This window comes from Microcystis sp. M179S2 (assembly GCF_020245805.1).
Lineage (GTDB): Bacteria > Cyanobacteriota > Cyanobacteriia > Cyanobacteriales > Microcystaceae > Microcystis > Microcystis aeruginosa.
The window spans coordinates 1-25,160 of record NZ_JADBUE010000302.1 but is presented as its reverse complement, the minus strand read 5'-3'; the positions used below and the strand labels follow the sequence as shown (position 1 = coordinate 25,160).

Here is a 25,160-nt window from a genome sequence, read left to right as displayed (position 1 = left end):
CAGTTATCAGTTATCAGTTCACTGAAAATACTTTACTTTAAAACTGTTTTCTAAATCCTAAAAAATTATGACTGAATGGATTACAAATACAATGACTTCTATGGGCTATTTAGGCATAGCCCTATTAATGTTTTTAGAGAATCTTTTTCCTCCCATTCCCTCGGAATTAATTATGCCCCTAGCGGGTTTTACCGTCCATGAGGGACAAATGCAATTTATTCCGGCAGTGGTAGCGGGGATTTTTGGTACGGTCATCGGAGCGCTACCTTGGTATTATCTCGGTCGGGTTGTGGATGAGGAAAAAATTGAAAAACTAGCCGATAAATACGGCAAATGGATTACCGTTTCCGCTAAAGATATTCAAAAAGCTAATCAATGGTTTAACCGTCACGGTAGTAAAGCGGTTTTACTCTGTCGTTTAGTCCCCGGAGTACGAACTTTGATTTCCCTACCCGCCGGGATGAATCACATGGCGATGATTCCCTTTTTAGTTTACTCCACCATCGGCACGACCCTCTGGGTCGTTTTTTTAACGGCAGCAGGTTACTTTTTAGGGAAAAATTACCCCCTTGTGGAAGAATATCTGGCTCCCGTGTCAAAAATAGCCCTACTTGTCCTGGTTATCTGGTTTATCCTCTGGATTATCCGCAAACGTAACCGCCGGTATGAGTAAGTTTTGATGATAGGTGGTGCGTTACGACGGATTGTCACCTTCCAGTCACAGCAGCAATTTTTGCCGTCTAACGCACCCTACGTTTTACTGCTTATAAAGGGGCAAAAGGATAAGAATATACGAGGTTTTAATATGCCAACAATTAAACTACGTTCTCAGATTGGTAGAGATGGAATCTTACATTTACATATACCGTCCGATTTTAAAGAAACTGAAGTAAATGTTACAGTAACCGTTGAAGCGGTTCAAGAAGTCAGTGAAGATTTAGCAAGTAGAAAAGAGGAAAGAAAACCTCGCTATAATGCTTGGGGCAACCCAGTAGTAGAGCAATCTATTACCCAAGCTATTTCAGGAATGCGCCGCCTTCAAAAAACTGTAGCTTTACCTAAAAGTGAAATTCGTGCCATGCGAGAAGAAGGGAGACGGTTTTGATTGAGTTTGTTTTAGATTGTTCGGTAGCAATTAGCTGGTGTTTGGTCGATGAAGATAACGATTCTGCTAACGCAGTATTAGACATAATGCCAAACGCCGAAGCATTTGTTCCCGAAATTTGGTCTTTAGAGATTGTCAATACTCTCCTAGTCGCAGAAAGAAGAAATCGGATGATGGTCGAGCAAACTCAAGCATCGATTAATTGGTTACAGTCTTTACTTATTACTATTGATTCTTTAACTTCAGTCCAAGCTTTTGGCAGGACTTTAACACTAGCAAGAGAACAAAAATTAGCTTCTTATGATGCTGCTTACTTAGAACTTGCTTTGCGCTTAGATTTACCATTGGCTACCAATGATAAGCAATTAATAGATGCAGCATTACGCTGTCAGGTAGAATTACTTAATCCCGCTCTAAATTAAACAAAGTTAGTTTTATCACCCGAATATTCCTTGACTTGGTGGCTCTACCGTACTTGTGATGATAATATATAATGATGGTCTATGACAGAGAGAGACATTAAATACTGTTTGGTATTAGGAGAAAAGCTGTGCCACTGATTAAAATACCAAGGAATTATCTGATTGCTGAAGATGAAAATTTTATTACAGCAGACGTGCCAGATTCACTGCTTCAGCTTTGGCAAAAAGATTATCAAAAGGTGGTTAAAGCCAAAGGTATTCTTAAGGATAAAAAAGCGGCAATGCTATCTCATGTAGAGTCTCTTCGTCGGGAGTGGGATGGATGAAATACGTCTATGATACCAATATTTTTATTTATTATTTAGCCGATGACGATATAGTTACTTCTTTTTTCTCCCAAGCTTTTTTGAGTTTGCATCAGATTTTTATCTCACCAATTGTCAGAATTGAGTTACTCAGTTTTCCTACTTTGTCTAAGGAAGAAGAGCAGATAATTGAAGATTTACTCTCACAGTTTGAATTAATTCCCATATTGAGAGAAATTGAAGATCTGACTATTCAACTGAAACGACAGTATAAAATCAAGATTCCCGATGCCATTATTGCCGCAACAACATTGAGCCAAAATGGATGTTTGGTCACTAGAAATGTTGATGATTTTAAGGGGATTTCCAGTTTAAATATTAAAAACCCGTTTATTGATGAGGGGTAAATAATAGTAGAAGAGCGAGAATTAAAAGTTGACTTATCTGCAAAGTAGCTTACTACTGGAAACCGATAGCTTGATGACAGCAACCAGTGCCAGGTATTGAAGTAGGAAAAAGCCTATGTTTTCGTTCTAGAAATCTCCAAAAATAAGCTTGACAAAAGACCTGAGATCGTTATATCCTACAGGTTACAAGTCTTTGCGCGAGAGATCAAATCGATCGCCTGAACCATCGACCCTCCCCAACTCACACCCGTCCAAAATCTATACGGGAGGTGAGCTTTGGGGGCTTTATCTTTATTAAAACTTAAGTCGCTGTACAGTACCCAACTACCTCCTTTTCTCCAGCCGACGCGATCGCCGAACTTTTCCCACACTTTTTCATTATAATGTCTCGTGCCACCGAGACTCTCATAGATTTCTTTCTGGACGCTGAAGCCAAACTTACCGTTACTGTAGTGTAGCCAGAGTTGGTTAATAGTTCGTAAATCTTCACAGGGGAAATTATCAATATCCTCTCGTCTCAACCATCCTTCTTTTTCCCTTCCGGCGACCTGACACATAACTTTACCTGTTGCTAGGTCTGCTTCTTTCCAGTTTCCTGCTGCTAGGAGTTGCTGTAATCGAGAATAGTTAACCTCCCTAGCACTTTTAAGCGCAATATTAGCAGCAACTTTAGGCGGTGGTGGTGTTTGAATAACGGGGGTTGCTGGTGTTGGTGAATAACGGGGAGTTGCTGGTGATTGTATCGAAGTTGCTGGTGATTGTCCCGTCAAATCTTGTAAAATCTCCCGCGCTGACTGATAACGCTTTCTTGTCCCAAACTCGATCATTTTATCAAGAATGCGCCCTAAATCATCCCGAACATTATTATTTACTAAAAACTGTCGCCAAATCCATTCATGGTCACTGGTATCAAATAAATCAAAGGGTGAAACCTGAGTCAACAAATAAATACAAGTGACTCCTAAACTATACAAATCACTAGGATTGATCGGCTTACCGTTAGCTTGTTCTGGGGCGATATATTCCGCTGAACCGATTACCGTACCAGTAACAGAACGGTTAAGAGGTGTAACAACTTTAGACGCGCCAAAATCCACTAAAACCGCTTTCTTGTCTGAGTTACGTCTAATAATATTTTCTGGTTTAATATCTCGGTGAACTACTCCCTGACTATGAATAAAATCTAAAACCGGCAAAATATCTGTTAATAAAGCTTTAATCTTGGCTTCATTAAATACCCCTTGGCTTCTTAATTCTTGTTCTAAATTCTGTCCTTCAATATATTCTTGTACTAAATATTGACGGTCATCATCATGATTGAGATAGGCGAAAAGTTCAGGGATTTGGGGATGTTTTCCTAACTTCTCTAATTGGATTGCTTCTTTTTCAAATAATTCTGAGGCTTTCTCAATTGTATCAGTTCCTTGAGCCGAAGGAAAAAACTGTTTAATCACACAATAAGGTCGAGAAGGCTTGCTATAATCTACCGCTTTAAAAGTGCGACCAAATCCTCCTTGACCAATTAATTGAATTGCTTGATAACGCTCCTGTAAAAACAATTTAGAGCGGCATTTTTCACAGAATTTATTGCCATCTGGATTGGCGGAGGAACAATTAGGATTGAGACACAGACTCATGGTTTTTACTCCTTTAAGTAGTTGGGTTGACGTTAAAAAAGTAGCTCTCTTAGGTTTGGTGGGTAAAATGTATTCTAAGATACAGTACTGCCGGCAAGCGAGTGGAAGGAACCACAGAGACACAGAGGACACAAAGATTGATCGATTCTACAGTAACTTAAACTGATCAGACAAAGAATAAGAGAGCCACTATCAGTGTCATCCAAGATTTGTAGCGGCCAGTGCCTTCGTAGAAAAAGAAGAGTCTGCATAACTGAGAATGATAGGAATTGTCGGTAATGCTTCATCCTCAGAAAAGGGAAACTCAACTGTACTAGGCATGAGCAGATGCCCCTTGGTCATCCTCAATCATCTGCCCCAGGATGTTTGCTGCTGCTGTTGCGTCGTAGGGCGACCAAATTGGGTACTCTGATGCCGAGAAGATGACTTGTAGTTCAGCGTCTGGGATTTGTGTGGCTAGGACTTTAAAGAGTGATAATTTGTCTGACTGGCTCAGATTGTTGACCAGAGGAATTAACTCAGCGAGTGACATGGTTTAAACTTCTAGAGGTGCGAGAATGAACTCTTAATAAAATCTTAATTGGGGGTATTACCTGGAAAAGTTCGTCTAGAATTCCGTTGGACTGATCCAAAGGCAACCCAATACAAGAGGTCAAATGGCTATTTTCCAATATCAGATTCTTGTAGGAAAGAATGAACCTAATGCTGTGGTCTGGTTTCTGAATGGCAACCAAGTAGGAGCGGATTTGCTACAAATTCTTAATGATTTGGGCTCTCAAGGTTGGGAAGTAGTTGGTATTGGGGATCTAGGTTTTGATAGTCGCTCTGAGATTGTGCTTAAGAAAACAATCTAATCATCCTTAGGTGTTCTTCGTCCCTACTTTTTCAGCAAACCCTATATAAAAAAAGGAGTGAAAAAAATCACTCCTACTGATAATCAAAAGAAAAACAGGCTTAAACCTAGAGAGCGTTGGCTCCCGCTACTACTTCTAGCAATTCTTGGGTAATAGCGGCTTGACGCGCCTTGTTGTAGGTACGGCTTAAAGTCCCGATTAACTCGCTGGCGTTCTCGCTGGCGTTACTCATTGCCGTCATCCGGGCTGCTAATTCACTCGCTGCCGATTCCTGGAGGGCGCGCAGTAATTGGTTATTTAAGTACAAAGGTAGGAGAGAATCGAGGATTTGGACGGGATTCTGCTCAAAAATCATGTCTTGGGGAAAAACCTGCGCTGGTTGGCTGGCCATTTTTTCCCGTTGTACCTTAAATTTTCCTTCTTTAGTCACCAAACGGAAAATCTCGTCATCCTGTACCGCTAAACCTTGGGTAGTTAAAGGTAACAGGGTTTGAATCACCGGAGTGGCACTGATCAGGGAGATAAAACGAGTATAAATTAACTCGACGCGATCGACTGTTTCCGATAAAAATAAGGAGAGCAATTCATCCCCAATCGTGCCAGCTTCATCGGCAGTGGGAATCTGTTCGAGGTTAATAAATTTGGCGGCAATGGGAGCATTCCGGCGCTCGAAATACTGTGCCGCTTTCCGGCCGGCAACCACTAATTGATACTTAATCCCTTGCTCTTTTAATTCATTCATCCGTTGTTCGGCACGACGGATGACGTTAGTATTATAACCGCCACAAAGACCTCGATCGCCTGTGACTATTAACAGAGCCACGGTTTTTACTTCCCGTTGGGCCAGTAGGGGTAAATTAACATCACTAAAGGCTAAACGACCTTGGAGATTATAAAGTACCTGAGCGAGGGCATCGGCAAAAGGACGGGTACAGAGAACTTGTTCTTGGGCGCGGCGCACTTTTGCGGCCGCCACCAGACGCATGGCCTCGGTAATTTTTTTGGTATTTTTGACCGATTGAATTTGGTCGCGAATCGCTTTGAGATTAGGCATAATTCAGTTATCAGTTATCAGTTATCAGTTATCAGTTATCAGTCAAGAGTCGGGGTTTAGGAGGGAATGGAGAGGTGGGGAAACAGGGAAATGGGGAGATAGAGAAATTTCAACTCATACCCCAAAACCCCAAAACCTCAACACCCCATCCCCCAAAACCTAACCCCCATTACCAACATTCATTTACTGATTACCGAGATTATTTAAAAGCCTGTTTGTACTCGTTGATGCCATCTTTGAGCAGGCCTTCCGCTTCGTCGTTGAGTTGTTTTTCAGTGCTGACGATCTCAACGTAGCGAGGTTTGCTGGTTTTCAGGTATTCCCGTAAACCGGTGCAGAAATCGATAACTTTATCGGTGGCGATATCGTCGAGATAACCGTTTAAACCGGCATAAACCACCGCCACCTGTTCCCAAACGGCGAGGGGGAAGTTTTGGGGCTGTTTGAGGATTTGACGCAGACGTTGACCGCGAGCGAGTTGTGCTTGGGTGGCCGCATCAAGGTCAGAAGCGAATTGAGCAAAAGCTTCTAATTCGTCAAACTGGGCTAATTCGAGTTTTAATTTACCGGCAACTTTCTTCATCGCTTTCGTTTGGGCCGCCGAACCCACGCGGGATACGGAAATACCAGCGTTAATAGCGGGACGGAAACCAGCGTTAAAGAGGTCGGTGGAGAGGAAGATCTGACCGTCAGTAATCGAAATTACATTGGTGGGAATGTAGGCAGAAACGTCACCTGCTTGGGTTTCGATAATCGGCAGGGCGGTCATGCTGCCACCACCGAGGGCATCGCTGAGTTTAGCGGCGCGCTCTAGTAAACGGGAGTGGAGATAGAAAACGTCGCCGGGGTAAGCTTCCCGACCGGGAGGACGACGCATGAGCAGGGATAGCTGACGATAAGCTTGAGCCTGTTTGGTGAGGTCATCGTAGATAACTAGGGTCGCTTTGCCTTTATACATGAAGTATTCGGCGATCGAAGCTCCGGTGTAGGGGGCGATATACTGGAGGGTGGCGGGGTCGTTAGCGTTAGCGGCCACCACCACGGTGTAATCCATGGCGCCTCTTTGGGTGAGGGTGTCGATTACTTGGGCGACGGTGGAGGCTTTTTGACCGATGGCGACATAGACACAGATCACGTCTTCGCTTTTCTGGTTAATGATCGTGTCAATGGCGATCGCTGTTTTACCGGTTTTTCTGTCACCGATAATTAACTCCCGTTGACCACGACCGACGGGAATCATGGCATCGATAGCGGTAATGCCGGTTTGCATCGGTTCACAGACGGATTTGCGAGCGACAATACCGGGGGCGGGGGATTCCACCAGACGGGTTTCGCTGGCGAGGATGTCCCCTTTACCGTCGATGGGACGACCGAGAGCATCAACCACGCGGCCGACTAAGGCTTCACCCACGGGAACCTGAGCGATTTTACCGGTAGCTTTCACCGTACCGCCTTCTTTAATCCCGAAACCGTCACCCATTAACACTGCACCGACGTTATCTTCTTCGAGGTTAAGGGCGATGCCGACGGTTCCATCTTCAAATTCTAATAGTTCTCCCGACATGGCTTGTTGTAGGCCGTAGATGCGGGCAGTACCGTCACCCACTTGCAGGACGGTTCCCACGTTGGAGACCTGTACTTCTTGGTTATAGGATTCGATCTGTTGACGAATAATCGTGCTAATTTCGTCGGGTCTGATAGCTACCATAGTTTAATCTGGGAAAAAGTAAAAAATTAGAAGGTGAAAAAACGGCAAAAAAGGGAGATTAGATGACCTTAGCGCAGGGAGAGGCTGAGGCGTTGTAGTTGACCGCGAATGCTGGCATCAAAGACCTGAGAACCGACTTTGATCACCACACCACCGATCAGGCTGGTATCAACTTTGGTTTTCAGTTCGACCACATTCGCCCCGGTCAGGGTTTTCACTTTGTCGATGACGATTTGTTTTTGGCTATCGTTCAATTCGGTGGCCGAGGAAACTTCCGCTAAAACGGTGTTAGTCAGCACTCTAGCCAGGGTGAGATATTGTTGACAAACGGGTTCTAAAAATTGAATCCGACGTTTATCGACTAATAACATCATGAAGTTAGTTAAATAGGGATTGGCACTGGTTCCCATTACTTGGGAAAGAACGGCTTTTTTAGCTTCTTCTTTGATGACGGGATTGCCGATAAAAGCTCTTAGATCGGGAGCATTTTCCAACAATTCTAAGAGGGATTTAATTTCGCCGCCGATCGCTTCTAATTGTCCGCTGCTTTGGGCGACGGAAAGTAATGCTTGGGCGTAGGGTTCGGCTATTTCTGAACTGATTAAACTTCCCTGCATCTATTTACCTCCTAGGTTGGCCAAACTGCGATCAATTAGGGTTTGTTGTACCGATTCTTCCAGGCCGGTGCTTAACTGGGATTCCACGTTAGCTAAGGCTAAAGCGGTAATTCTTTGGCGTAATTCTACTAAAACGCGATCCTGTTCCGCCGAGAGATCTTTAGCGGCACTTTCGCGCATTCTTTGAATATCGAGTTCGGCTTGGGCGGCGATGTCGGCGGTGACAGCTTTAGCTCTAGATCGAGAGTTATCGATAATTTTTTCCGCCTCTTGTTTTGCCAGGGCGAGTTTTTTCTGTTCTTCGGCGAGGGCGGTAGCGGCAATATTTTTCCGGTTTTCAGCTTCGGCTAAAGCTTCCGCAATCTTCGACTGACGTTCTCCGAGGATTTGTCCGAGAACTTTGCGGCCGTAGAAGATGATTAAACCGAGCAGAATCGAGAGGTTAAATAGGTTAGTTCCTAAGATATCGGTGTTGATGCCGAATCCTTCTGCTGCCGCTTCCTTCGCCTCCGTGGCTAATAATAAAACTGTGTCGATGATCATGATTATTGAGGGCGGGGAGTAGGTTGTTCAGTTATCAGTTATCAGTTATCAGTTATCAGTTATCAGAGGTAAGTTTCCAGTCTTCTAACTCCTGACGACTGAGTTCTATCTTTTTACTGATCACTGTTATTAACCAATGGCTGGGGTTTAGCGAACGAGTTCTGGTCCCAGGAGTTTTTCGAGAATTTGACGGGAAAGAGAGGCCACTTGTCCTTCTAGAGAACGAAAGGCTTCTTCTTTCTGTTGGGCAATTTCGGCGGCGACGGCTTCCTTACGGGCGATCGCTTCTTTTTGGGCTGCGGCAACTCGTTCGCTGGCTAGTTTTTGGGCCTCGGCTTGCGCTTGGGCGATAATCTCTTGGGATTGTTTACGAGCCGAACTTAATTGCAATTCGTACTCTTGTACCAGTGCTTCGGTTTTGGCTAGTTGTTCTTTGGCTCCGCTTTCTGTTTGCCGAATATACTCCGCCCGTTCATCTAAAACTTTACTGAGGGGTTTATAAAAAACGGCGTTCAGGATCACTGCCAAAAGAATAAATTGTAGTGCCATCACTGGCAGGGTGGCATCGAAATCAAACATTGATTTATTCCTGATAAATAGAAGCTATAGGCAGGTTCAAAAAAGGAAGACGATCCCCCTGCTTTAACAATGAACAGTCAGGGGGGATCAGCAAAATTCCCTTAACTAGCTATCAGCCTTCCGTCCCCAAAACCAGACTTTTTAGTTGGCTCCTTTGGCGTTTTTTGAGAGTTTTGAAAACTCTGCCGCCAAGCTGGGGACTGGGGGCTGATAGCCCACTGCTTTTTTAATTAGGCGAAGGGGTTAGCGAACAGTAAAACGAGAGCGATAACCAAGCCGTAGATGGTTAAGGATTCCATGAATGCCAAGCTGAGGAGAAGGGTACCACGAATTCTTCCTTCAGCTTCGGGTTGACGGGCGATACCGGAAACAGCTTCTCCAGAAGCGGTACCTTGACCAACGCCGGGGCCGATAGCGGCTAAACCAACGGCGAGGGCGGCGGCGATAACGGAAGCGGCAGCTACTGTGGGGTTCATGGTGATTTTTTCCTCTATTTACTAATCAATTTCAATCTGTTGTTTACAGAGCGCGTTCTCAGCCGTAAAAAATGGCTGGTTTTCTGCTCAAAACTCCCGAAAGAGTTTTTGGGAAAGAACGATCTGGGAATTCAGTTGCTCATCCTGAATTCGACCAATAATTTCTTAGTTATTATCCTATTATTTGGACACTTTTCCCTAAGAAATTTTTCTTTTTTCGTCCTTCGCTTTTAAGCGTGTTCTTCTTCGTGTTCCGATTCCAGGGCCTCATGGATATAGGCCCCGGCAAGGGTGGCGAAGACAAGGGCCTGAATAGCGCTGGTAAATAAACCGAGAGCCATCAGGGGTAGGGGTACGACTAGGGGGACAAGGAAGACTAATACGGCCACTACCAACTCGTCCGCGAGGATGTTTCCGAAAAGACGGAAGCTGAGGGAGAGGGGTTTGGTAAAGTCTTCTAAAATTTTGATCGGTAATAGCACGGGAATCGGCTCTAGGTAGTGAGCAAAGTAACCGAGTCCTTTTTTACTGATGCCCGCGTAGAAGTAAGCGAGGGAAGTCAGTAGGGCTAACGCCACCGTGGTATTGATGTCGTTAGTGGGGGCGGCTAATTCTCCTTCGGGCAGTTCGATTAACTTCCAAGGAATCAGGGCCCCTAACCAGTTAGAAACGAAAATAAATAAAAATAGGGTGCCGATGAAGGGCAACCAGGGTCGATATTCCTTTTCTCCTAGCTGGTTTTTGGCTAAATCGCGCAGAAATTCCAGAACGTACTCCATGAGGTTTTGAATACCGCCAGGAACTTTCTGGATCTTGCGGGTAGCGGCGATCGAGGCGATGATTAAGATAGCGAAGACGATCCAGGAGACCGCAATCACTTGCCCGTGAATTTTTAGTCCGCCGATGTGCCAGTACCAGTGTTGTCCCACTTCCAGGGAAGCGAGGCTATAAAAATTAAGCACACTTAAACTGTCTAACATTTTCACCTTGGAGAGATTCGGGTTCGCAAATCAGGGTTATTTTAACGGTGAAAGGGTTTAGGAATCGGCTTTCTGCTCCAACTTGAAGATGGTTTGCAGAGTATAGACGATGATCGCCCCTTTATAGGTCAAAAAACCCAAAAAAACTGGCACTATGTGCAGTTCTTGCCAACGACTGGCGATGATGATTAATCCAGCGAATAGGGCTAATCCTTTTTTGCCCACCCGATTTTTGGTTACCCCCAATTTTTCCACTTCCCCGGCCAGGAGTTTTAGGTAAACAACTCCCACCATTGCCCCTAATAGGTAATTAAGGGCGGTATTGAGGGAATAAAACCACCACACGGGAATAAAGATCAGACCGCTTAAGATCAGGGTGGTGATCAATAAAGTGTTTTGTAGTTGATAGTATTCCCGCATCGGATCTGACGGCGGGGCGGTTTCTGGGGTTGGGGGAGATTCGATCGATGGATCAGACAAGGTACACCTAAATCAGCGATAGACTAATCTCAATATCTAGATTGCTTTCCGAGCTATGACGCTCAGGTGAGCCACAAGACATATTATCACGGCAGTGGCAACAATTATTAAGCAATTGTAAATGGCCATGATTCCCCCCGCTCTCAGCCGTCATCAGCTTTTTTCTCCCCCCTCCCCTGCTCCCTTCTCCCCACTTCCCCAACTCCGGCGCTCCCTCTTGCCTGTTCCCTAAAACCAGAGACTTCCTACCTCTGCTTGGGAAAAGGTAAGGGTCACTATTTTTGGCTCTTCTGGTTTCTGTGTGGAAACGGGGTCTATACTGATAGAATATCCGCAAAATAGTCCTAAAAGTCTTTACCAGTAAACATTTCACGATTCTATAAGCAAAAATTATCACACAAAGTCGAGAAGAACCCTATTATTTTTTTCTATCTTGATTTTTAAACTGAACATCTATAAGAAAAAAAGTTTTTGTGTGCTTCTCTCTGACAACAATCTCTAGGCAAAAAGCCCGAGATTTTTTTTAAAGCTGATAACTGATCACTGATCACTGATAAAAACTAACTGGGAACAATATTTAAGAAAGCATCGAAGTCTTTTAATGCTTCTTGGAATTGAGTAGCAGCAAGACTAGCATCTTTTTCTTTGGCTGCCGCATCGATACGTTCAAAGTGAACGAAAAGATTTTTCGCTAACTGCTTGGCTTTTTCTTGGTCTTTGGGCAGTAAATTACGGGATAATCCTACCATTTCCTGACGCAATTGCCCCAAAGGACCGTGGATATAGGTGCGAGTATCTACCCAATTTTTGTCAGCGATGAGGTCTTGCAAAACGCTCATTTTTTGGCGAAACTCTGCGATAGGTTGGATGTAAACCTGTAACTGTTCGATTTTTTGGGGACTATAGACGGTGGGGATAGTTGCTTGAGGACCACTGCAGCTAACCAGCAGGGTAGTAACTAGGACTAAAACTAGGGAAATAATCGAGCGAAGACGTGGCATTGGTTTATATGTACTATTTAACAAACTATTGACGTTCTCTCCCTTAACCAGTCAAGGTATCGGGACGATTTTTACTTTATCAGAATTTTGGGTTTAAAACCTCGCCCCTTTTAGGGTATCCATTGGTCACATCTTTGATTAACAAAAAGAGAAGAAACTTAAAAAAGGGCTCTTCTAGGTTCTGTGTGATAAGTTTAACTTATATAGTAGCGATCAATCTTTGTGTCCTCTGTGTCTCTGTGGTTCCTTCCACTGAAAAGTTCCTGAACAGTATTGATTGTAACGGAAATGGAATGACGGGACGCATTAGCAATAACTTGGGGATGATTGCGAAGAATTAGGGAAATATGGTCAGTATCGAGAATATATTGAGACACAAATCTTTATCCTCTACAGATAATATGAGGGATCTACTTCACTGTCATCATCTAAAGGGTGAGGGGTTATCTAGAGGTGTTGTCCATGATATCGTTTCAATTTGGCTAATTTGTTCGATAAAGGTTGTTTGTAGTTGGGAAATGGTTTCTTCTTTGGTGGGTGCTTGGACTCGAAAATGAGGCAATTCAGCGATAGATACAGCATATTGATCATTTTTAAGGGTTTCTATCAGTATTTTTACCTTTAGATTAGCTGATGGTTGGGAGGGCGGGATATTGAGATTGATGACCATAGCATTTTGTTGATTTATCGCTTTACTTCCTTATTTTATTGGGAGTCATGATAAGTATGAGGCATTTTTTGGTAAGTTAGGATTTAGAGAGTTGCGTTGCCGAAGGCAGACTGTGTGATCACTCGTTTTTAATTATGGGTAATATCAATTATGGCTAAAATGTTTCCCCCAGATGCGCCTTCTAATCCTGATTTACGGGGAGAATCAGACGTATATCATTTACTATCTCAACTTGACGATGATTTTTACATTTTTCAAGACAGATACTGGATTTTTAAGAATAAATATGGAGCTAGAACTGAAAGAGAAACGGATTTCTTGTTAGTTCATCCCCAGAAAGGTCTATTGATTATTGAAGTCAAGGGAGGAACTCGATTTTCTTACGACGGGGAACATGATAAGTGGAAATCGGGAGATAATATTTCTTATCAAAATCCCTACAAAAAACAATTAGCTAACTCAAAGAATTTGCCGTTATTCCTAAAAAGTAAACTACCTAGTTTGACAAATCATTGGATAACTTGTGGATATGCAATTTGTTTTCCTCATATTGATATTTTAGAGGGAAATTTAGCTCCCTTTATGGAAAGAGAAGTTACTTTATTTAGAGATGATCTAAAAAATCTAGGTGAGAAAATCAACGAAATATATAGTCATTATAGTAATAATAGTCATAAACATCTTGGTAAAAATATAGTAGAAGAAATTAAAACTTTAATTACCCGTAATTCAGAATTTAGAAAATCCCTCAGTGCAGAACTAGAAGATGAGAAACAAACTATAATTAAGCTGACTAAAGAGCAAGAAGAAATTTTAGATGGTTTTTATAAAGTTAAAACTCCAATCCTTATTGATGGACCTGCGGGAACAGGAAAAACTCAACTCGCAATCTCACAAGCTATTTCAGATATTCAATCTGATAGATTGGTTTTATTCATTACTAATTCTCAGGATTCAAAAGATTATATCTATAAGGAAATTTCGCTTAATGTTGCAATTAATAATGATCTTTTAAAGATATTTACGCTTAAAGAACTTAGTTTATTACAAAAAGTTTTAGAAAATAAAGAAAATTTAGAAGAAGTCAGAATTATTATTGATGAGGCACAACAATTAGATGGTGATTTTTTGAGAAAAATAGCTGACTATGCTAGTCAAATGTTTAATCTATCAATTTTAATTTTTAAAGATGATTCTCAAAAAACTAATGAAAATTATATACAAGAGATATTTAAACCCTTTAATTATACCCTGCAAAAAGTAATCAGAAACACAATTAATATTTTTGATTCTTACGAAGAATATATTAGTCCAACCTATAAAGTAAAAAAGCCCGTCAGACAATTTAAGGAAGTCATCACAGATTATTACATAACTGATGAAGACTTAATTAAAGCCATAAAAAGCAATATTTTGGCATTAATAAAGGATGAAAAGGTTTTACCTAAACACATAACAATCCTCTTTTCTAAACAACCAAGTCAAAACTTTCTTGACTCGATAGCATCAAAAATTTCTACTTTCAAATTTAAGCGATTCTCTCTCGCTAGTCCTCTTCATCCACAAACAATTACTTGGTCAACTATTTACGATTTTCAAGGCTTAGAAAATCATATAATTTTATTAGTGGAATTAGAACCAGAACCCATTTCTGAGACCATTCGCTTAAGAAGATTAAGATATATTGGTCGCTCAAGAGCTTGGAGTATTTTATACATCTTTTTAAGAAAAGATATGTATTCAGACATAATTGATATTGCCGATATATTTTAAAATTTGTAAAAGTCATCTAATCCTTCACTCTCACTATTCTAATCCTTCACTCTCACTATTATTCGATAGCTCAGTAAAATCAAAGTAATCACAAAAGTTGAAATTATCTTTATGGGAAAAAATTGATGATAAAACCCTTGAAATAGTATGAGAAATTGGTCGAGGTAAATAATTTTCTACATTTTTACGAAATAAATTTTCATCAAAAGTCTGGCCATTATCTTGATGAGATAAGATCCATAATGCGTACAATGCGTTGAGATTTAAGTCAATGGATTTTGTAGAAAGAAAGGTTTGAAATTGAGCAATTAGTTTTTCACGCGATCTTTCACGATTTTTAATCATCATGAGAATATATGGCGGATCTTTTTTTCGAGGTTTTACTAAATGATGAATTAATCTTGTTCTGGCATAATCCATGATATTTTGATTCTTAAAAATATCATTCATTGCTTTGTATGCGGAAAATATTATGTTATTAGGAAATCCAAAGATAATAAATTCAACAACAGTCCAAGTATTTTTTTTGATTGTTTTTGGATACTTACAAATGATTTCTGGGATTTTATTGATTAATTGTATAACCAAGTTTTCATCGTAATCATGATCATTTTTTAAATAAAATAAATAATTAGTTATTCGATGACAATCTTTTTCTTGAAGGTTGGCTGTAAGATTAATAGTATTTATGTCAAAATCTTCATCTTCATCTTTTTCTGTTTTCTGATTATCTTCCCAATGTTCCTCATTTATAAGTTCATTACCATAAGCTATTTGATGATCTTTTCTAAAAAAATCTTTGACATATTTAGGATTATGTATAATTTCCGTTTTTGCCGAGTTTAAGTTTAGTCCTATCCTATGTAGTTCTTCTTGCAAAATATTAACCGCTTTGATTACTTCATCTTTAGTATTAGTAATAATTTTAATATCATCAACGTATCGAGCATAATGAAAGCCATAAGCAATCATCAATTCATCTATTTTACTTAGTAAAATATTTGCCAAATAGCCATCAGTTATATTACCTACTAAAAGTCCTTGTTCTTTTTTTTCTAACTTTAATAATTTATCAACAACTGAGTAAAATTCAATTTCTGGCTGCAATATTTTCTGCAACAACGGTTTATATTTTTGAGGTAGAATACTCCCTGTTAAATCAAAAAGATTATTGATTAAGTAATTAGGTGATACACTATCATAAAATGATGTTATGTCGGCGTTTAATAAATAAGACTCTCTCTGCTCTTTTTTAAATTCTTTAATAAGATTTTCCCCCCATTGGATGAATTCTTTATATTGACGATCATAACGTTTAAACAAATCGATAAATCCACTGAGTGATCGTTGAGTTCGGTTAGCATAGCTTGTTTTAATAAAAGAATTTTCAACTGCCAAGGAGAGGACATTAATCAAATGATATCTAATTGCATATTGTTTGAAAGGCAAATATACACATCTTCTAATAAAGAAATCTTCTTTGGGATAAGTATAAGCAAATGACTCATCTGGTATATAAGGTTGTTTTAAAGAGTAGATATTTTTAATATATTCAACTAAAGGGTTGATTTTATTTTGATTTTTACAATTGATACTTAGTTCAAAAAAATTACAAAATTGATCGTCATTAAGCCTACTATTCATTGCATAGTAAATCGACATTTTAATTAATTTTGTATCCGTTAAATAGTCTTCTATGTTAAAATTAAGCATAAATATCCTCTTGGCTCTAAATTTATATTAGAGCTATATTGCTATTTATTTTTCCCTTAGAGCCAAATTTTTTAAGATTCTTTCGATGTTTGCAGTTTCTCATCTCAGCAAAAGAGAGAAAACAGCGATCGCAAACTGCGCCTTCAAATTCTTCAAACTCCCACAAAGCAGCAATCTTAAACTTTCTCTCACGATTTGGACATTTAGACAACAACTTTAAGTCATGCTTCTCACACCTCCCAACCGACTTAAACTGCCATTCAATCCGATGACAAAGCAACTCATCATTTCTGTTCAAATTGTCTCATAAAAGCTCGATCGATCCGATCTTTCCATGACCATAATAACGGTGATTGCCATCCGAAACCGCCCCAAGATGCGATCGCTTTTTGGTCTCCTGTCCCGATTAAACTCAGATAATTTTTCTGGGGAAAATAGGGTTTTAGAGGCTGATTTTGCAGAATTCTGACTAAATTATCGAACAGGGGTTTTCCTTGTCGGACGGCAAAAACTCCCGCTTTCGGACGGGGATAATCTGGAATCGTGGCAATATCTCCCACGGCAAAAATATGGGGATGGGAAAGAGATTGCAGATAATTATTCACTAAAATAAACCCTTTTTCATCTGTCAGTAATCCTGACGCTTTAATCCAACTAGGGGCCGAGGCAGTCGTTACCCAAATTGTATAATCCATGGGTAAAACTAAACCCGATGAACAGATAATCCGATCTGCTTGCACTGCCGTCACATCCGTTGATAAATATAATCTAATTCCCCTTTGTTTAAAAATATTCTCTAAACGTTGGCCGACCCAATTATTATGGTTCGGTAGTAGTTTTTTTCCTCGATGAATTAGAGATAAATTCAAATTACTGCTAGAGTTGAGAATTTTGGCCAAACGGGACTGCATATTTAAAGCTAATTCGACCCCGCCTGCACCACCACCAACAATGACGATATTTAGAGTATTATTAGGGTTATTAACCGCTTTTTTCAGGATTTCTTGCCATCCTTCCCGAAAAATCGGCACCGGTTTGGCGGGAATAGTGTACTCTTTAGCACCGATAACATTATCCACTGCCGGGATGCTGCCGATATCAATCGAGAGATAATCAAAGGGAATCGGTGAAGAATTATGACAAATTACTTGACATTTTTCCGTATCTATGAAATTAGCCTTGTCTAAACAGAATTGCGCTTGAGAATACCTAGCTAGAGAAGGTAAATCGATATGAGTCTCAGCAAAATCATAAAAACCGGCGACGTGGCCGGGTAACATTCCCGAATAGGGGGTATGGGTGACATCGCTAATTAAAGTTAATTGAACGTTTTTTAGGGGTGATTGCCCCCAAAGACGAACGGCGATCGCATGACTAGGACCCCCACCGATAAAAACTAAGCGCTTGACTAAATCCATAAAAAAACGGGATTGCTGCCAGAAAAGTTAAATTCTAATGAATATATCTTCTTACACAGAAATTCTGTTGCAAAATCGAGGGTAGATAGACAAAAACTCAAGGCATCGAGGCCATAAACTTTTAACCAATGACAGTAAATTGGGATTTTGATTTTTTCGGACTCGATATTCTTAAGCAAATTCTATCTATTATCTTCGCTTCCCAATAGAGAGAAGTCTATGCAAGAAGTTTATATCGTGGCCGCAGTCCGGACTCCAATTGGTCGTTTTGGTGGGGGATTGATGGGATTATCCCCGGCCGATTTAGGGGCAACAGTGATGAAATCCGCCCTAGAAATCGCTAATTTGCCCCCAGAAGCCCTAGATTTGTACATTTTCGGCAATGTTTTGGGAGCGGGTCATGGTCAGTTAATTCCCCGACAAGCGGCGATTAAAGCGGGAATTCCCGTAAGCGTGGACGGATATCGGGTGGATATGGTTTGTTCTTCGGGAATGATTGCCGTTAGTAACGCTGCCACCTCAATTCGCGCCGGCGAAGCGGCTCTCGTCCTCGCTGGTGGCATCGAATCCATGTCCCAAACCGGCTTTTTTCTCTCCCATCGGGCCCGGTGGGGTTATAAATTCCTCATGGGTGCGCCAGAACAATTAACGGATTTATTACTCCACGATGGCTTAACCGATGCTACCACGGCTGAGGTCATGGGTTCCCAAGTGGATCGCCTCTGTCTCGATCGCGGGGTTTCTCGGCAAGCATTAGACGAAATTGCCGCCTTATCCCACCAAAGAGCGGCCACAGCCACAGAAAAAGGCTGGTTTAAGGGCGAAATCGTGCCAATTGAGCTTAAATCTAAGAAAGGTTCCACAATTATTGCTCAAGATGAGGGTATTCGTTCCGATAGTACCCCAGAAGGGTTAGGAAAACTGCGACCGGCTTTTAATCCGTCGGGAGTTTTAACCGCGGGGAATAGTAGTCAGATTTCCGATGGGGCCGCCGCTATCCTTTTAGCCAGTCAAAAAGCTGTGGATCAGTACGGTTTAAAACCAATTGCCAAAATCCTTGGCGGCGCTGTGGGTGCTGGCAAAACCGAGCGCTTCCCAGAATTCCCCGTCCTAGCGGTGAAAAAATTACTATCATCTCTAGATAAAACGATCGAAGATTTCGATTTAGTGGAAAATAACGAAGCTTTTGCCTTAAATAATCTGCTTTTTGAGATGGATCTGGGGTTAGCTAGGGAAAAACAAAACGTTCACGGTGGTGCGATCGCATTGGGTCATCCTATCGGCGCTTCCGGCGCGCGGATTCTGGTGACGTTAATTAACGCGTTGAAAGTACAGGATAAAACCCTCGGTATGGCGGCCATCTGTCATGGGACCGGTGGCGGAACAGCGATCGCAATTGAAAGAGTTTAGGAGGAAAAAGCTATGGTATCTCTGGGACTAGAGGAAAAAGTTATCGTCGTTACGGGCGGAAATCGAGGCATTGGGGCGGCTATTGTCTCTCTTTTGATAGATTTGGGGGCCAAGGTGGCCTACACGGATTTAGTCGCCGATAATCCCCAGGGTTTAGGCATTGTGGCCGACGTGACTAAGTTGGAATCGATGGAAGCGGCAGCTAAACAAATTGAAGCGGAATTGGGACCGGTGTACGGCATCGTCGCTAACGCGGGGATTACCAGAGATAACTTTTTCGCTAAATTAACGCCGCTAGATTGGGATTTAGTGATTAATGTCAACCTAAAAGGGGTTAATCACACGATTAAGCCGTTTATTGAGGGAATGTATCAACGACAAGCGGGATCGATCGTTTGTATTAGTTCTATTTCCGGTGATCGCGGTAATGCCGGCCAAACTAATTACGCGGCCACAAAAGCGGCAGTTATCGGTTTAGTCAAATCCTTGGCCCGGGAAGCTGCCCGTTATAATATTCGCGCCAATGCGATCGCACCGGGGTTTATTAACACCGAAATGACTTTAGCGATTCCCGATAAAGTTCGCGATAAAATCACCGCCGAAATTCCCTGTCGTCGCTTCGGTGAACCCGCAGATATCGCCTGGGCAACTGCCTATTTACTCTCTCCTGTTGCCAGCAGTTATGTCTCTGGAGAAGTCCTCAGAGTTAATGGGGCCCATCACACCTAATCAGTTATCAGTTATCAGTTATCTAATTCAAAGATGGAAAATGTGTTGGTTATTGTCCCTGCTAAGTTGCTTGATAGTAGCATAAATCTATGAAATTTCAATGGGATCAAGACAAGGCAAATAACAACATCAAAAAACATAGTATATCTTTTGAAGAAGCAGTGACCGTATTTGGGGATCCATTGGCCGTAACGATTTTAGATCCCGATCATTCAGTGGGCGAGTTTCGTTTTCTGACGATAGGACAGTCAAAATCACAAAAGCTGTTAGTCATATCCCATACAGAAAGAGAAAATGAGATTCGCTTAATTAGCGCCCGTTTAGCTAGTAAACAGGAGAGAAAAAATTATGAATCAGGAGTCTGAAGAAACGGTTAATGACGAGATGCGGACTGAATATGACTTTTCTGGTGGTATTCGTGGCAAATATTATCAAGCTTATCGACAGGCTAGTAATGTGATAATTCTCGATCCCGATGTGGCGGAAATTTTTCAAGATTCAGCCTCAGTCAATGAAGCGTTAAGATTACTAGCAAAAATTGCCAAGTCTGGAAAAATATGACTTATCAGTTATCAGTTATCGGGTGTAGGGTGGGTTAGTAAACTAGCGAAATCAGCGTTAAAGGAAAAGGGCAAAAATAATGGATAAACCGACACAAGCTTGGAGTGAGATGGCCGCCGATTACGTCAATCTTTGGACAGAAACCGGGGCAAAAATGTGGTCAAGTTGGTTTGATATGATGGGGGCGATACCGACTCCTATGGGCAATATTAAACCAGAATTGCAAGAGGCAACCCAGCGCTATTTTGATAATCGGGATTTATTGATCAAATTCCTAAAATTATCGATGGAAGCTTGGGAAAGTATCTTCCCAAAAATGCAAACAGGAGAAGACTGGCAAACAATTTTAGATAATTATACCCAACAGATGCGCGGTCAACTGAATAGTTTTACTACCACCACTTCCCAAAGTAGTCAAGATGTCAGTCAACTATGGACAATTTACCTGCAACAATTGCAAAGTATCAATCATTTATGGTTCGATCCTTTGATTCTGTCAAATGATACAATAACTAAAGCTTGGTTAGGTAATACTTCTTCTTTGATCGAACTCAATAATATCTATTGGCAGAAGTTTTATGATGAAACTTTTGGCCAATGGTTACAGATGCCTTTATTGGGATTGCCGCGAGAATTTAACCGCAAATTACTCGATAGTTTTGAAACTTGGCGCGTTCTTTATCAAGCTAGTATTAACTATCAAATTGTGCTGGCTGATATTCAAGTTAAATCCTTTGAAGCTTTAACTAAAAAATTAGTTTTCCTAGCAGAAAAAGGTCAACCTGTCAAGGATTGGCGAGAATTTCAAGATCTGTGGAGTGTCGTCGCTGATGATATTTTTGAAAAGGCTTTTTGTCAACCAGAAAACCTAAAAGTAAGGGGAAAATTTATTAATTCTCTCAATGATTATCGCCTCAAACAGCAGGATTTAATGGAAATTTACCTGCGCTCAATGAATCTGCCTACCCGCAGCGAAGTCGATGAAATTCATCGAACCATCTATGAATTACGCAAAGAGGTAAAAAGTCTCAAAAAAACTTTAGGAGAAAAAAAAGCAGTAGAAAGTAACAATTAGTTAATTGTGCTTGACAATCAGGTAAGCTATCAGGAGTCAGGATTCAGGATTCAGGAGATAGGGTGATAGGGTGTTGGGGTTTTAGGGGTTTTAGTTGAAATTCCCCCACTTCCCCACTTCCCCACTTCCCCACTTCCCCAATTCTTTAGGAGAATTAAATTATGTGGCCATTTTTGACGCAAGTGAAACTGGAAGATTTTACCCAAGATTATCTAGAATTAACTCAAAAAAATCTCAAAGGGTTAGACAATCTCAAACGAGTTAAAGAAGAAGATATTCAGTGTGGAGTATCGGAAAAAGAAGCAGTTTATCGGGAAGATAAAATCATTCTCTACCACTTCAAACCCGTGGTCGAAAAACCCTTCGAGATACCCTTGCTGATGGTTTATGCTTTGGTCAATCGTCCCTACATGGTAGATTTACAGGAAGGGCGTTCTTTAGTGGCAAATCTGCTGAAATTAGGCTTAGATATCTACTTAATTGATTGGGGCTATCCCACCAGAAGCGATCGCTGGTTAACCCTTGATGATTATATCAATGGTTATGTCAATAATTGTGTCGATTTTATTCGTCAAAGTCACCATCTCGACAAAATTAATCTGTTAGGAATCTGTCAGGGAGGAACCTTTAGTTTATGCTATAGTTCCCTCTATCCCGATAAGGTAAAAAATCTGGTGACAATGGTGACACCAGTGGACTTTTATCAAACCGAGACCCTCTTAAATATGCGCGGGGGGTGTTCCTTGGGAGCCGAAGCATTAGACATCGATTTAATGGTAGATACTATGGGCAATATCCCGGGAGATTTTCTCAACTTAGAGTTTCTGGAATTGAAACCTTTGCAGTTAGGTTATCAGAAATACCTCGATTTTCCTGACATCATGGAAGACGAATCAAAATTAGTTAATTTTCTGCGTATGGAAAAATGGATTTTTGATAGTCCTGACCAAGCGGGAGAATCCTATCGACAGTTTCTCAAGGATTTCTATCAGCAAAATAAACTGATTAAAGGGGAAGTGATGTTAGGAGATAAACGGGTAGATTTACACAATCTGACCATGCCAATTCTCAATCTTTATGCGGATAAAGATCACCTTGTACCTCCCGCTTCTTCCCTCGCTTTAGGGAATTATATCGGTACTTCTGACTATACCGCTTGTGCTTTCCCCGTCGGACATATCGGAATGTATGTCAGTGGCAAAGTGCAACGGGATTTACCCCCCGCTATTAGCGATTGGTTGAAAGCAAGAGGTTAAGAATCCTCGTACCTATCCCCTTTTCCCAGTTTGGGAGAGGGGTTTAGCACTTTTTTTCTCTACGGGTGTAACACAATACAACACATCGATAAAAAAACATCTACGGGCAGTAAAATAAACTTTTGTAACAGAGGATGTTAAGCACTGTTGCAAGATCGGGCAGAATCGGAGAATCCCGTTTCTTTCGGCTAAACCCCTGTGGTACACTGCAAAGCGTACTCGCTCGTAAGTATGTAGGAGAAAACCTGAGTGTTAAGAGTCGCTGTTGTGGGTTCAGGGCCGGCCGGTTCTTCGGCGGCAGAAACATTAGCTAAAGCAGGCATTGAAACCTATTTATTTGAACGCAAATTAGATAATGCTAAACCCTGTGGTGGAGCGATTCCTCTCTGTATGGTGAGCGAATTTGACCTACCTCCTGAAATTATTGATCGCCGGGTGAGAAAAATGAAAATGATCTCCCCCTCTAACGTCGAAGTCGATATTAATCTCGATAATCAAGACGAATATATCGGAATGTGTCGTCGGGAAGTCCTCGACGGTTTTATGAGAGAACGCGCCCATAAATTAGGAGCGCATTTAATCAACGGAACCGTTTACGGTCTCGACATTCCCACCAATAGCACCGATCCCTATACCCTACACTACGCCGATCACTCCCACGGCAATTCCCAAGGGGAAATGAAATCTCTGAAGGTGGACGTGGTTATCGGTGCCGACGGTGCTAATTCCCGCATTGCCAAAGCTATTGATGCCGGGGATTACAACTATGCGATCGCTTTCCAAGAACGCATCCGTCTTCCCCAAGATAAAATGGCCTACTACGAAGACCTGGCCGAAATGTATGTAGGAAAAGACGTATCCCCCGACTTCTACGCTTGGGTATTCCCCAAATACGATCACGTCGCCGTCGGTACTGGCACAATGAAGGTCAATAAAGCCATGATTAAAGACCTACAAGCTGGTATTCGCGCTCGCGCAGCCCGTCGTCTGGAAGGAGGCGAAATCATCCGCGTGGAGGCTCACCCCATCCCCGAACATCCCCGTCCTCGCCGTGTAGTCGGTCGCGTGGCCCTCGTAGGCGATGCTGCGGGAACAGTTACCAAGTCTTCGGGAGAAGGCATCTATTTCGCCGCTAAATCGGCGCGGATGTGTGCCGAAACCATTGTCGAAGTCACTAACGGCGGCCAACGTATTCCCACAGAGGACGAGTTAAAACTCTACCTCAAGCGTTGGGATAAGAAATACGGTATGACCTATCTGGTATTAGATATCCTGCAACGGGTTTTCTACCGTACCGATGCCACCCGGGAAGCTTTTGTGGAAATGTGTTCCGATAAGGATGTACAGAAGATGACTTTTGACAGTTATCTCTATAAAACCGTTGTTCCCGCTAATCCTCTCGTACAGATGAAGATTACCGCTAAAACCATCGGTTCTCTCCTGCGCGGTAACGCTTTAGCTCCTTAAAATCAATTCATAACCGGAAAACCCAATCTCCCCATGGCGGTGGTTGGGTTTTCTTTTGGGTTGTTTCATCTCCTATCTTGCTTAACAATTGAGATAGCAAATTCTCCTCAAATATGCCTGAATCGTGGGTAAGCAGCCCATATAAAGTTCATTTTGTCAAGGATTGTTAAGATGCGCTTACCCCTCGATGGGAGTCATGGTTTTCCTATTCCTAGGTCTTTCTTAATTGTAGGGAGAACTTGAGAATCAGAAATTGGAAACCCGTGATAAAGTGGATAGCCATCAGAATCATAACTGTTATTGGGATGAAATACATAAAACTTGTTTTTTTCTTTTTGATATCCATAGCGTTTTTTTTTATAATCTATGGAATGATTTAAGACTTCTTGAGCTTCTTCGATTGTTAAATCCATTGGAGTTCCTTTAACACTAGGTGCGGTTCCTTTCAATGATGAATCATGTTTAGGAGTTCCAGTGTAACGAGGACATAATTTTCTAGATTGAGTAATCTGGGTTAAATTTCTGATGGTAACATTTTCAGAGGATTGGTTTTTTTCTCGAAATGTTACCTCAACGGTTTCATCAACAAAATCGTCCGATTTTTGTAAACTGAGGAAACTACCTTTAAGTTTCACCGCTCCAGTTAAAGAACTCGATGTAATATTTTTGTTGTTAAAATAGCATTCGCAAGATTCAAGCAATCCTTGGTTATCGATAAATAGTCCCTTGGTTAAAATTAGTATCAAAAATTTAGCCAGCACTTGCTCTTGTGGATGATGAGACTTTATTTCTGGACTTCCCCCATACAGAAATACTAAAAAATTAACAAAACCCTTACTGCAGGTCGCTTCTCAGAAAAAATTGAAAAGACGTTACTGGGTACATTTTCCCTTTGAAAATGGCTGTACCGTTGACTGTAT

At 41.5% G+C, this 25,160-nt stretch carries 30 protein-coding genes; 14 read left to right on the top strand and 16 right to left on the bottom strand.

Annotated features, from left to right (window positions below; translation table 11 throughout):
* Positions 1 to 67 precede the first annotated feature (67 nt).
* The 5 genes from IM500_RS18590 (at position 68) to IM500_RS18570 (ending at position 2,239) form a co-directional block, all read left to right on the top strand.
* Positions 68 to 673 carry a DedA family protein gene (locus IM500_RS18590; protein ID WP_190722729.1) on the top strand — a complete coding sequence of 202 codons (606 nt, stop codon included), beginning with the start codon at positions 68 to 70 and terminating at the stop codon, positions 671 to 673.
* 132 nt (positions 674 to 805) lie between these two features.
* Entirely contained in the window at positions 806 to 1,105 is a 300-nt protein-coding gene (locus IM500_RS18585; protein WP_106909992.1) for a hypothetical protein, read from the top strand.
* Entirely contained in the window at positions 1,102 to 1,527 is a 426-nt protein-coding gene (locus IM500_RS18580; protein WP_287739295.1) for a type II toxin-antitoxin system VapC family toxin, read from the top strand. The genes IM500_RS18585 and IM500_RS18580 overlap by 4 nt, the downstream gene beginning before the upstream one ends.
* Before the next feature lie 128 nt (positions 1,528 to 1,655).
* Positions 1,656 to 1,853: a hypothetical protein gene (locus IM500_RS18575; protein WP_002789758.1), complete on the top strand. Its 198-nt coding sequence runs from the start codon at positions 1,656 to 1,658 to the stop codon at positions 1,851 to 1,853.
* The gene (locus IM500_RS18570) at positions 1,850 to 2,239 is read left to right on the top strand and encodes a type II toxin-antitoxin system VapC family toxin (RefSeq protein WP_002795860.1); all 390 of its coding nucleotides are present in this window, start codon (positions 1,850 to 1,852) and stop codon (positions 2,237 to 2,239) included. The genes IM500_RS18575 and IM500_RS18570 overlap by 4 nt, the downstream gene beginning before the upstream one ends.
* A gap of 176 nt (positions 2,240 to 2,415) precedes the next feature.
* Here the strand turns inward: IM500_RS18570 and IM500_RS18565 are convergent, their stop codons facing one another.
* Together IM500_RS18565 and IM500_RS18560 are read right to left on the bottom strand one after the other, a co-directional pair.
* Positions 2,416 to 3,876: a GUN4 domain-containing protein gene (locus IM500_RS18565; protein WP_287739294.1), complete on the bottom strand. Its 1,461-nt coding sequence runs from the start codon at positions 3,874 to 3,876 to the stop codon at positions 2,416 to 2,418.
* 313 nt (positions 3,877 to 4,189) lie between these two features.
* The gene (locus tag IM500_RS18560; protein WP_287739293.1) at positions 4,190 to 4,408 is read right to left on the bottom strand and encodes a hypothetical protein; all 219 of its coding nucleotides are present in this window, start codon (positions 4,406 to 4,408) and stop codon (positions 4,190 to 4,192) included.
* A 124-nt stretch (positions 4,409 to 4,532) separates the two neighbouring features.
* Here IM500_RS18560 and IM500_RS18555 point away from each other — a divergent pair, with 124 nt between their 5' ends.
* The gene (locus IM500_RS18555) at positions 4,533 to 4,730 is read left to right on the top strand and encodes a hypothetical protein (RefSeq protein ID WP_002740312.1); all 198 of its coding nucleotides are present in this window, start codon (positions 4,533 to 4,535) and stop codon (positions 4,728 to 4,730) included.
* Between the two features lie 106 nt (positions 4,731 to 4,836).
* Here IM500_RS18555 and IM500_RS18550 read toward each other — a convergent pair whose 3' ends face one another.
* The 11 genes from IM500_RS18550 to IM500_RS18500 form a co-directional block, all read right to left on the bottom strand.
* Complete coding sequence (locus IM500_RS18550) at positions 4,837 to 5,784, bottom strand: F0F1 ATP synthase subunit gamma (protein WP_190357086.1); 948 nt, start codon at positions 5,782 to 5,784, stop codon at positions 4,837 to 4,839.
* A 199-nt stretch (positions 5,785 to 5,983) separates the two neighbouring features.
* Complete coding sequence (atpA, locus tag IM500_RS18545) at positions 5,984 to 7,492, bottom strand: F0F1 ATP synthase subunit alpha (RefSeq protein ID WP_002763364.1); 1,509 nt, start codon at positions 7,490 to 7,492, stop codon at positions 5,984 to 5,986.
* Positions 7,493 to 7,560: 68 nt separating this feature from the next.
* Entirely contained in the window at positions 7,561 to 8,109 is a 549-nt protein-coding gene (gene atpH / locus IM500_RS18540; protein WP_002795847.1) for an ATP synthase F1 subunit delta, read from the bottom strand.
* Positions 8,110 to 8,652: a F0F1 ATP synthase subunit B gene (locus IM500_RS18535; protein ID WP_061432323.1), complete on the bottom strand. Its 543-nt coding sequence runs from the start codon at positions 8,650 to 8,652 to the stop codon at positions 8,110 to 8,112.
* A 147-nt stretch (positions 8,653 to 8,799) separates the two neighbouring features.
* Complete coding sequence (locus tag IM500_RS18530; RefSeq protein ID WP_002795845.1) at positions 8,800 to 9,231, bottom strand: F0F1 ATP synthase subunit B'; 432 nt, start codon at positions 9,229 to 9,231, stop codon at positions 8,800 to 8,802.
* Positions 9,232 to 9,461: 230 nt separating this feature from the next.
* A complete protein-coding gene (atpE, locus tag IM500_RS18525; protein WP_002740068.1) occupies positions 9,462 to 9,707 on the bottom strand; it encodes an ATP synthase F0 subunit C in 246 nt (81 codons plus the stop codon).
* 230 nt (positions 9,708 to 9,937) lie between these two features.
* The gene (atpB, locus tag IM500_RS18520; RefSeq protein WP_147068794.1) at positions 9,938 to 10,687 is read right to left on the bottom strand and encodes a F0F1 ATP synthase subunit A; all 750 of its coding nucleotides are present in this window, start codon (positions 10,685 to 10,687) and stop codon (positions 9,938 to 9,940) included.
* A 57-nt stretch (positions 10,688 to 10,744) separates the two neighbouring features.
* On the bottom strand, positions 10,745 to 11,107 hold the full coding sequence (locus tag IM500_RS18515) for an ATP synthase subunit I (protein WP_149988376.1): 363 nt from the start codon (positions 11,105 to 11,107) through the stop codon (positions 10,745 to 10,747).
* A 620-nt stretch (positions 11,108 to 11,727) separates the two neighbouring features.
* Positions 11,728 to 12,168, bottom strand: coding sequence for a photosystem II protein PsbQ (gene psbQ / locus IM500_RS18510; protein WP_061432325.1), 441 nt, complete (start codon positions 12,166 to 12,168; stop codon positions 11,728 to 11,730).
* A gap of 194 nt (positions 12,169 to 12,362) precedes the next feature.
* Positions 12,363 to 12,545 carry a PIN domain-containing protein gene (locus IM500_RS18505; protein ID WP_186814272.1) on the bottom strand — a complete coding sequence of 61 codons (183 nt, stop codon included), beginning with the start codon at positions 12,543 to 12,545 and terminating at the stop codon, positions 12,363 to 12,365.
* 47 nt (positions 12,546 to 12,592) lie between these two features.
* Positions 12,593 to 12,838 (bottom strand): hypothetical protein, encoded by a 246-nt coding sequence (locus IM500_RS18500; RefSeq protein WP_287739292.1) that lies wholly within the window; start codon positions 12,836 to 12,838, stop codon positions 12,593 to 12,595.
* A gap of 150 nt (positions 12,839 to 12,988) precedes the next feature.
* Between IM500_RS18500 and IM500_RS18495 the strand changes: the two genes are divergently transcribed.
* The gene (locus tag IM500_RS18495) at positions 12,989 to 14,611 is read left to right on the top strand and encodes a nuclease-related domain-containing DEAD/DEAH box helicase (RefSeq protein WP_287739291.1); all 1,623 of its coding nucleotides are present in this window, start codon (positions 12,989 to 12,991) and stop codon (positions 14,609 to 14,611) included.
* Between the two features lie 33 nt (positions 14,612 to 14,644).
* Here the strand turns inward: IM500_RS18495 and IM500_RS18490 are convergent, their stop codons facing one another.
* Together IM500_RS18490 and IM500_RS18485 are read right to left on the bottom strand one after the other, a co-directional pair.
* Positions 14,645 to 16,324 (bottom strand): RNA-directed DNA polymerase, encoded by a 1,680-nt coding sequence (locus IM500_RS18490; protein WP_287739290.1) that lies wholly within the window; start codon positions 16,322 to 16,324, stop codon positions 14,645 to 14,647.
* A 284-nt stretch (positions 16,325 to 16,608) separates the two neighbouring features.
* Positions 16,609 to 17,742, bottom strand: a complete 1,134-nt coding sequence (locus tag IM500_RS18485; protein ID WP_287739289.1) for an FAD-dependent oxidoreductase — start codon at positions 17,740 to 17,742, stop codon at positions 16,609 to 16,611.
* A gap of 219 nt (positions 17,743 to 17,961) precedes the next feature.
* Between IM500_RS18485 and phaA the strand changes: the two genes are divergently transcribed.
* The 7 genes from phaA (at position 17,962) to chlP (ending at position 24,240) form a co-directional block, all read left to right on the top strand.
* Positions 17,962 to 19,152, top strand: a complete 1,191-nt coding sequence (gene phaA / locus IM500_RS18480; protein WP_190722732.1) for an acetyl-CoA acetyltransferase PhaA — start codon at positions 17,962 to 17,964, stop codon at positions 19,150 to 19,152.
* Positions 19,153 to 19,164: 12 nt separating this feature from the next.
* Positions 19,165 to 19,881: an acetoacetyl-CoA reductase PhaB gene (gene phaB / locus IM500_RS18475; protein WP_190722733.1), complete on the top strand. Its 717-nt coding sequence runs from the start codon at positions 19,165 to 19,167 to the stop codon at positions 19,879 to 19,881.
* 89 nt (positions 19,882 to 19,970) lie between these two features.
* On the top strand, positions 19,971 to 20,246 hold the full coding sequence (locus IM500_RS18470; protein ID WP_190722734.1) for a BrnT family toxin: 276 nt from the start codon (positions 19,971 to 19,973) through the stop codon (positions 20,244 to 20,246).
* Positions 20,230 to 20,442, top strand: coding sequence for a hypothetical protein (locus tag IM500_RS18465; protein WP_002784823.1), 213 nt, complete (start codon positions 20,230 to 20,232; stop codon positions 20,440 to 20,442). The genes IM500_RS18470 and IM500_RS18465 overlap by 17 nt, the downstream gene beginning before the upstream one ends.
* A 79-nt stretch (positions 20,443 to 20,521) precedes the next feature.
* Complete coding sequence (phaE, locus tag IM500_RS18460; protein ID WP_287739288.1) at positions 20,522 to 21,517, top strand: class III poly(R)-hydroxyalkanoic acid synthase subunit PhaE; 996 nt, start codon at positions 20,522 to 20,524, stop codon at positions 21,515 to 21,517.
* 161 nt (positions 21,518 to 21,678) lie between these two features.
* Positions 21,679 to 22,773 (top strand): class III poly(R)-hydroxyalkanoic acid synthase subunit PhaC, encoded by a 1,095-nt coding sequence (locus IM500_RS18455; protein WP_287693546.1) that lies wholly within the window; start codon positions 21,679 to 21,681, stop codon positions 22,771 to 22,773.
* A 249-nt stretch (positions 22,774 to 23,022) separates the two neighbouring features.
* On the top strand, positions 23,023 to 24,240 hold the full coding sequence (gene chlP / locus IM500_RS18450; RefSeq protein ID WP_002735532.1) for a geranylgeranyl reductase: 1,218 nt from the start codon (positions 23,023 to 23,025) through the stop codon (positions 24,238 to 24,240).
* Positions 24,241 to 24,434: 194 nt separating this feature from the next.
* On the opposite strand, the gene IM500_RS18445 is transcribed toward chlP, so the two are convergent.
* On the bottom strand, positions 24,435 to 25,001 hold the full coding sequence (locus IM500_RS18445; protein ID WP_242034691.1) for a hypothetical protein: 567 nt from the start codon (positions 24,999 to 25,001) through the stop codon (positions 24,435 to 24,437).
* Positions 25,002 to 25,160: the final 159 nt, after the last annotated feature.

Bases quoted from the DNA above. Each gene is read 5' to 3' on its own strand.
- IM500_RS18515 (WP_149988376.1), bottom strand. From the start codon at position 11,107: ATGCGGGAATACTATCAACTACAAAACACTTTATTGATCACCACCCTG.
- IM500_RS18455 (WP_287693546.1), top strand. From the start codon at position 21,679: ATGTGGCCATTTTTGACGCAAGTGAAACTGGAAGATTTTACCCAAGAT.
- IM500_RS18555 (WP_002740312.1), top strand. From the start codon at position 4,533: ATGGCTATTTTCCAATATCAGATTCTTGTAGGAAAGAATGAACCTAAT.
- psbQ (WP_061432325.1), bottom strand. From the start codon at position 12,168: ATGCCACGTCTTCGCTCGATTATTTCCCTAGTTTTAGTCCTAGTTACT.
- atpA (WP_002763364.1), bottom strand. From the start codon at position 7,492: ATGGTAGCTATCAGACCCGACGAAATTAGCACGATTATTCGTCAACAG.
- IM500_RS18490 (WP_287739290.1), bottom strand. From the start codon at position 16,324: ATGCTTAATTTTAACATAGAAGACTATTTAACGGATACAAAATTAATT.
- atpB (WP_147068794.1), bottom strand. From the start codon at position 10,687: ATGTTAGACAGTTTAAGTGTGCTTAATTTTTATAGCCTCGCTTCCCTG.
- phaB (WP_190722733.1), top strand. From the start codon at position 19,165: ATGGTATCTCTGGGACTAGAGGAAAAAGTTATCGTCGTTACGGGCGGA.
- IM500_RS18500 (WP_287739292.1), bottom strand. From the start codon at position 12,838: ATGGTCATCAATCTCAATATCCCGCCCTCCCAACCATCAGCTAATCTA.
- IM500_RS18485 (WP_287739289.1), bottom strand. From the start codon at position 17,742: ATGGATTTAGTCAAGCGCTTAGTTTTTATCGGTGGGGGTCCTAGTCAT.
- IM500_RS18570 (WP_002795860.1), top strand. From the start codon at position 1,850: ATGAAATACGTCTATGATACCAATATTTTTATTTATTATTTAGCCGAT.
- IM500_RS18465 (WP_002784823.1), top strand. From the start codon at position 20,230: ATGAATCAGGAGTCTGAAGAAACGGTTAATGACGAGATGCGGACTGAA.
- IM500_RS18535 (WP_061432323.1), bottom strand. From the start codon at position 8,652: ATGATCATCGACACAGTTTTATTATTAGCCACGGAGGCGAAGGAAGCG.
- IM500_RS18560 (WP_287739293.1), bottom strand. From the start codon at position 4,408: ATGTCACTCGCTGAGTTAATTCCTCTGGTCAACAATCTGAGCCAGTCA.
- phaE (WP_287739288.1), top strand. From the start codon at position 20,522: ATGGATAAACCGACACAAGCTTGGAGTGAGATGGCCGCCGATTACGTC.
- IM500_RS18470 (WP_190722734.1), top strand. From the start codon at position 19,971: ATGAAATTTCAATGGGATCAAGACAAGGCAAATAACAACATCAAAAAA.
- IM500_RS18550 (WP_190357086.1), bottom strand. From the start codon at position 5,784: ATGCCTAATCTCAAAGCGATTCGCGACCAAATTCAATCGGTCAAAAAT.
- IM500_RS18530 (WP_002795845.1), bottom strand. From the start codon at position 9,231: ATGTTTGATTTCGATGCCACCCTGCCAGTGATGGCACTACAATTTATT.
- atpE (WP_002740068.1), bottom strand. From the start codon at position 9,707: ATGAACCCCACAGTAGCTGCCGCTTCCGTTATCGCCGCCGCCCTCGCC.
- IM500_RS18495 (WP_287739291.1), top strand. From the start codon at position 12,989: ATGGCTAAAATGTTTCCCCCAGATGCGCCTTCTAATCCTGATTTACGG.
- atpH (WP_002795847.1), bottom strand. From the start codon at position 8,109: ATGCAGGGAAGTTTAATCAGTTCAGAAATAGCCGAACCCTACGCCCAA.
- IM500_RS18590 (WP_190722729.1), top strand. From the start codon at position 68: ATGACTGAATGGATTACAAATACAATGACTTCTATGGGCTATTTAGGC.
- phaA (WP_190722732.1), top strand. From the start codon at position 17,962: ATGCAAGAAGTTTATATCGTGGCCGCAGTCCGGACTCCAATTGGTCGT.
- IM500_RS18565 (WP_287739294.1), bottom strand. From the start codon at position 3,876: ATGAGTCTGTGTCTCAATCCTAATTGTTCCTCCGCCAATCCAGATGGC.
- IM500_RS18585 (WP_106909992.1), top strand. From the start codon at position 806: ATGCCAACAATTAAACTACGTTCTCAGATTGGTAGAGATGGAATCTTA.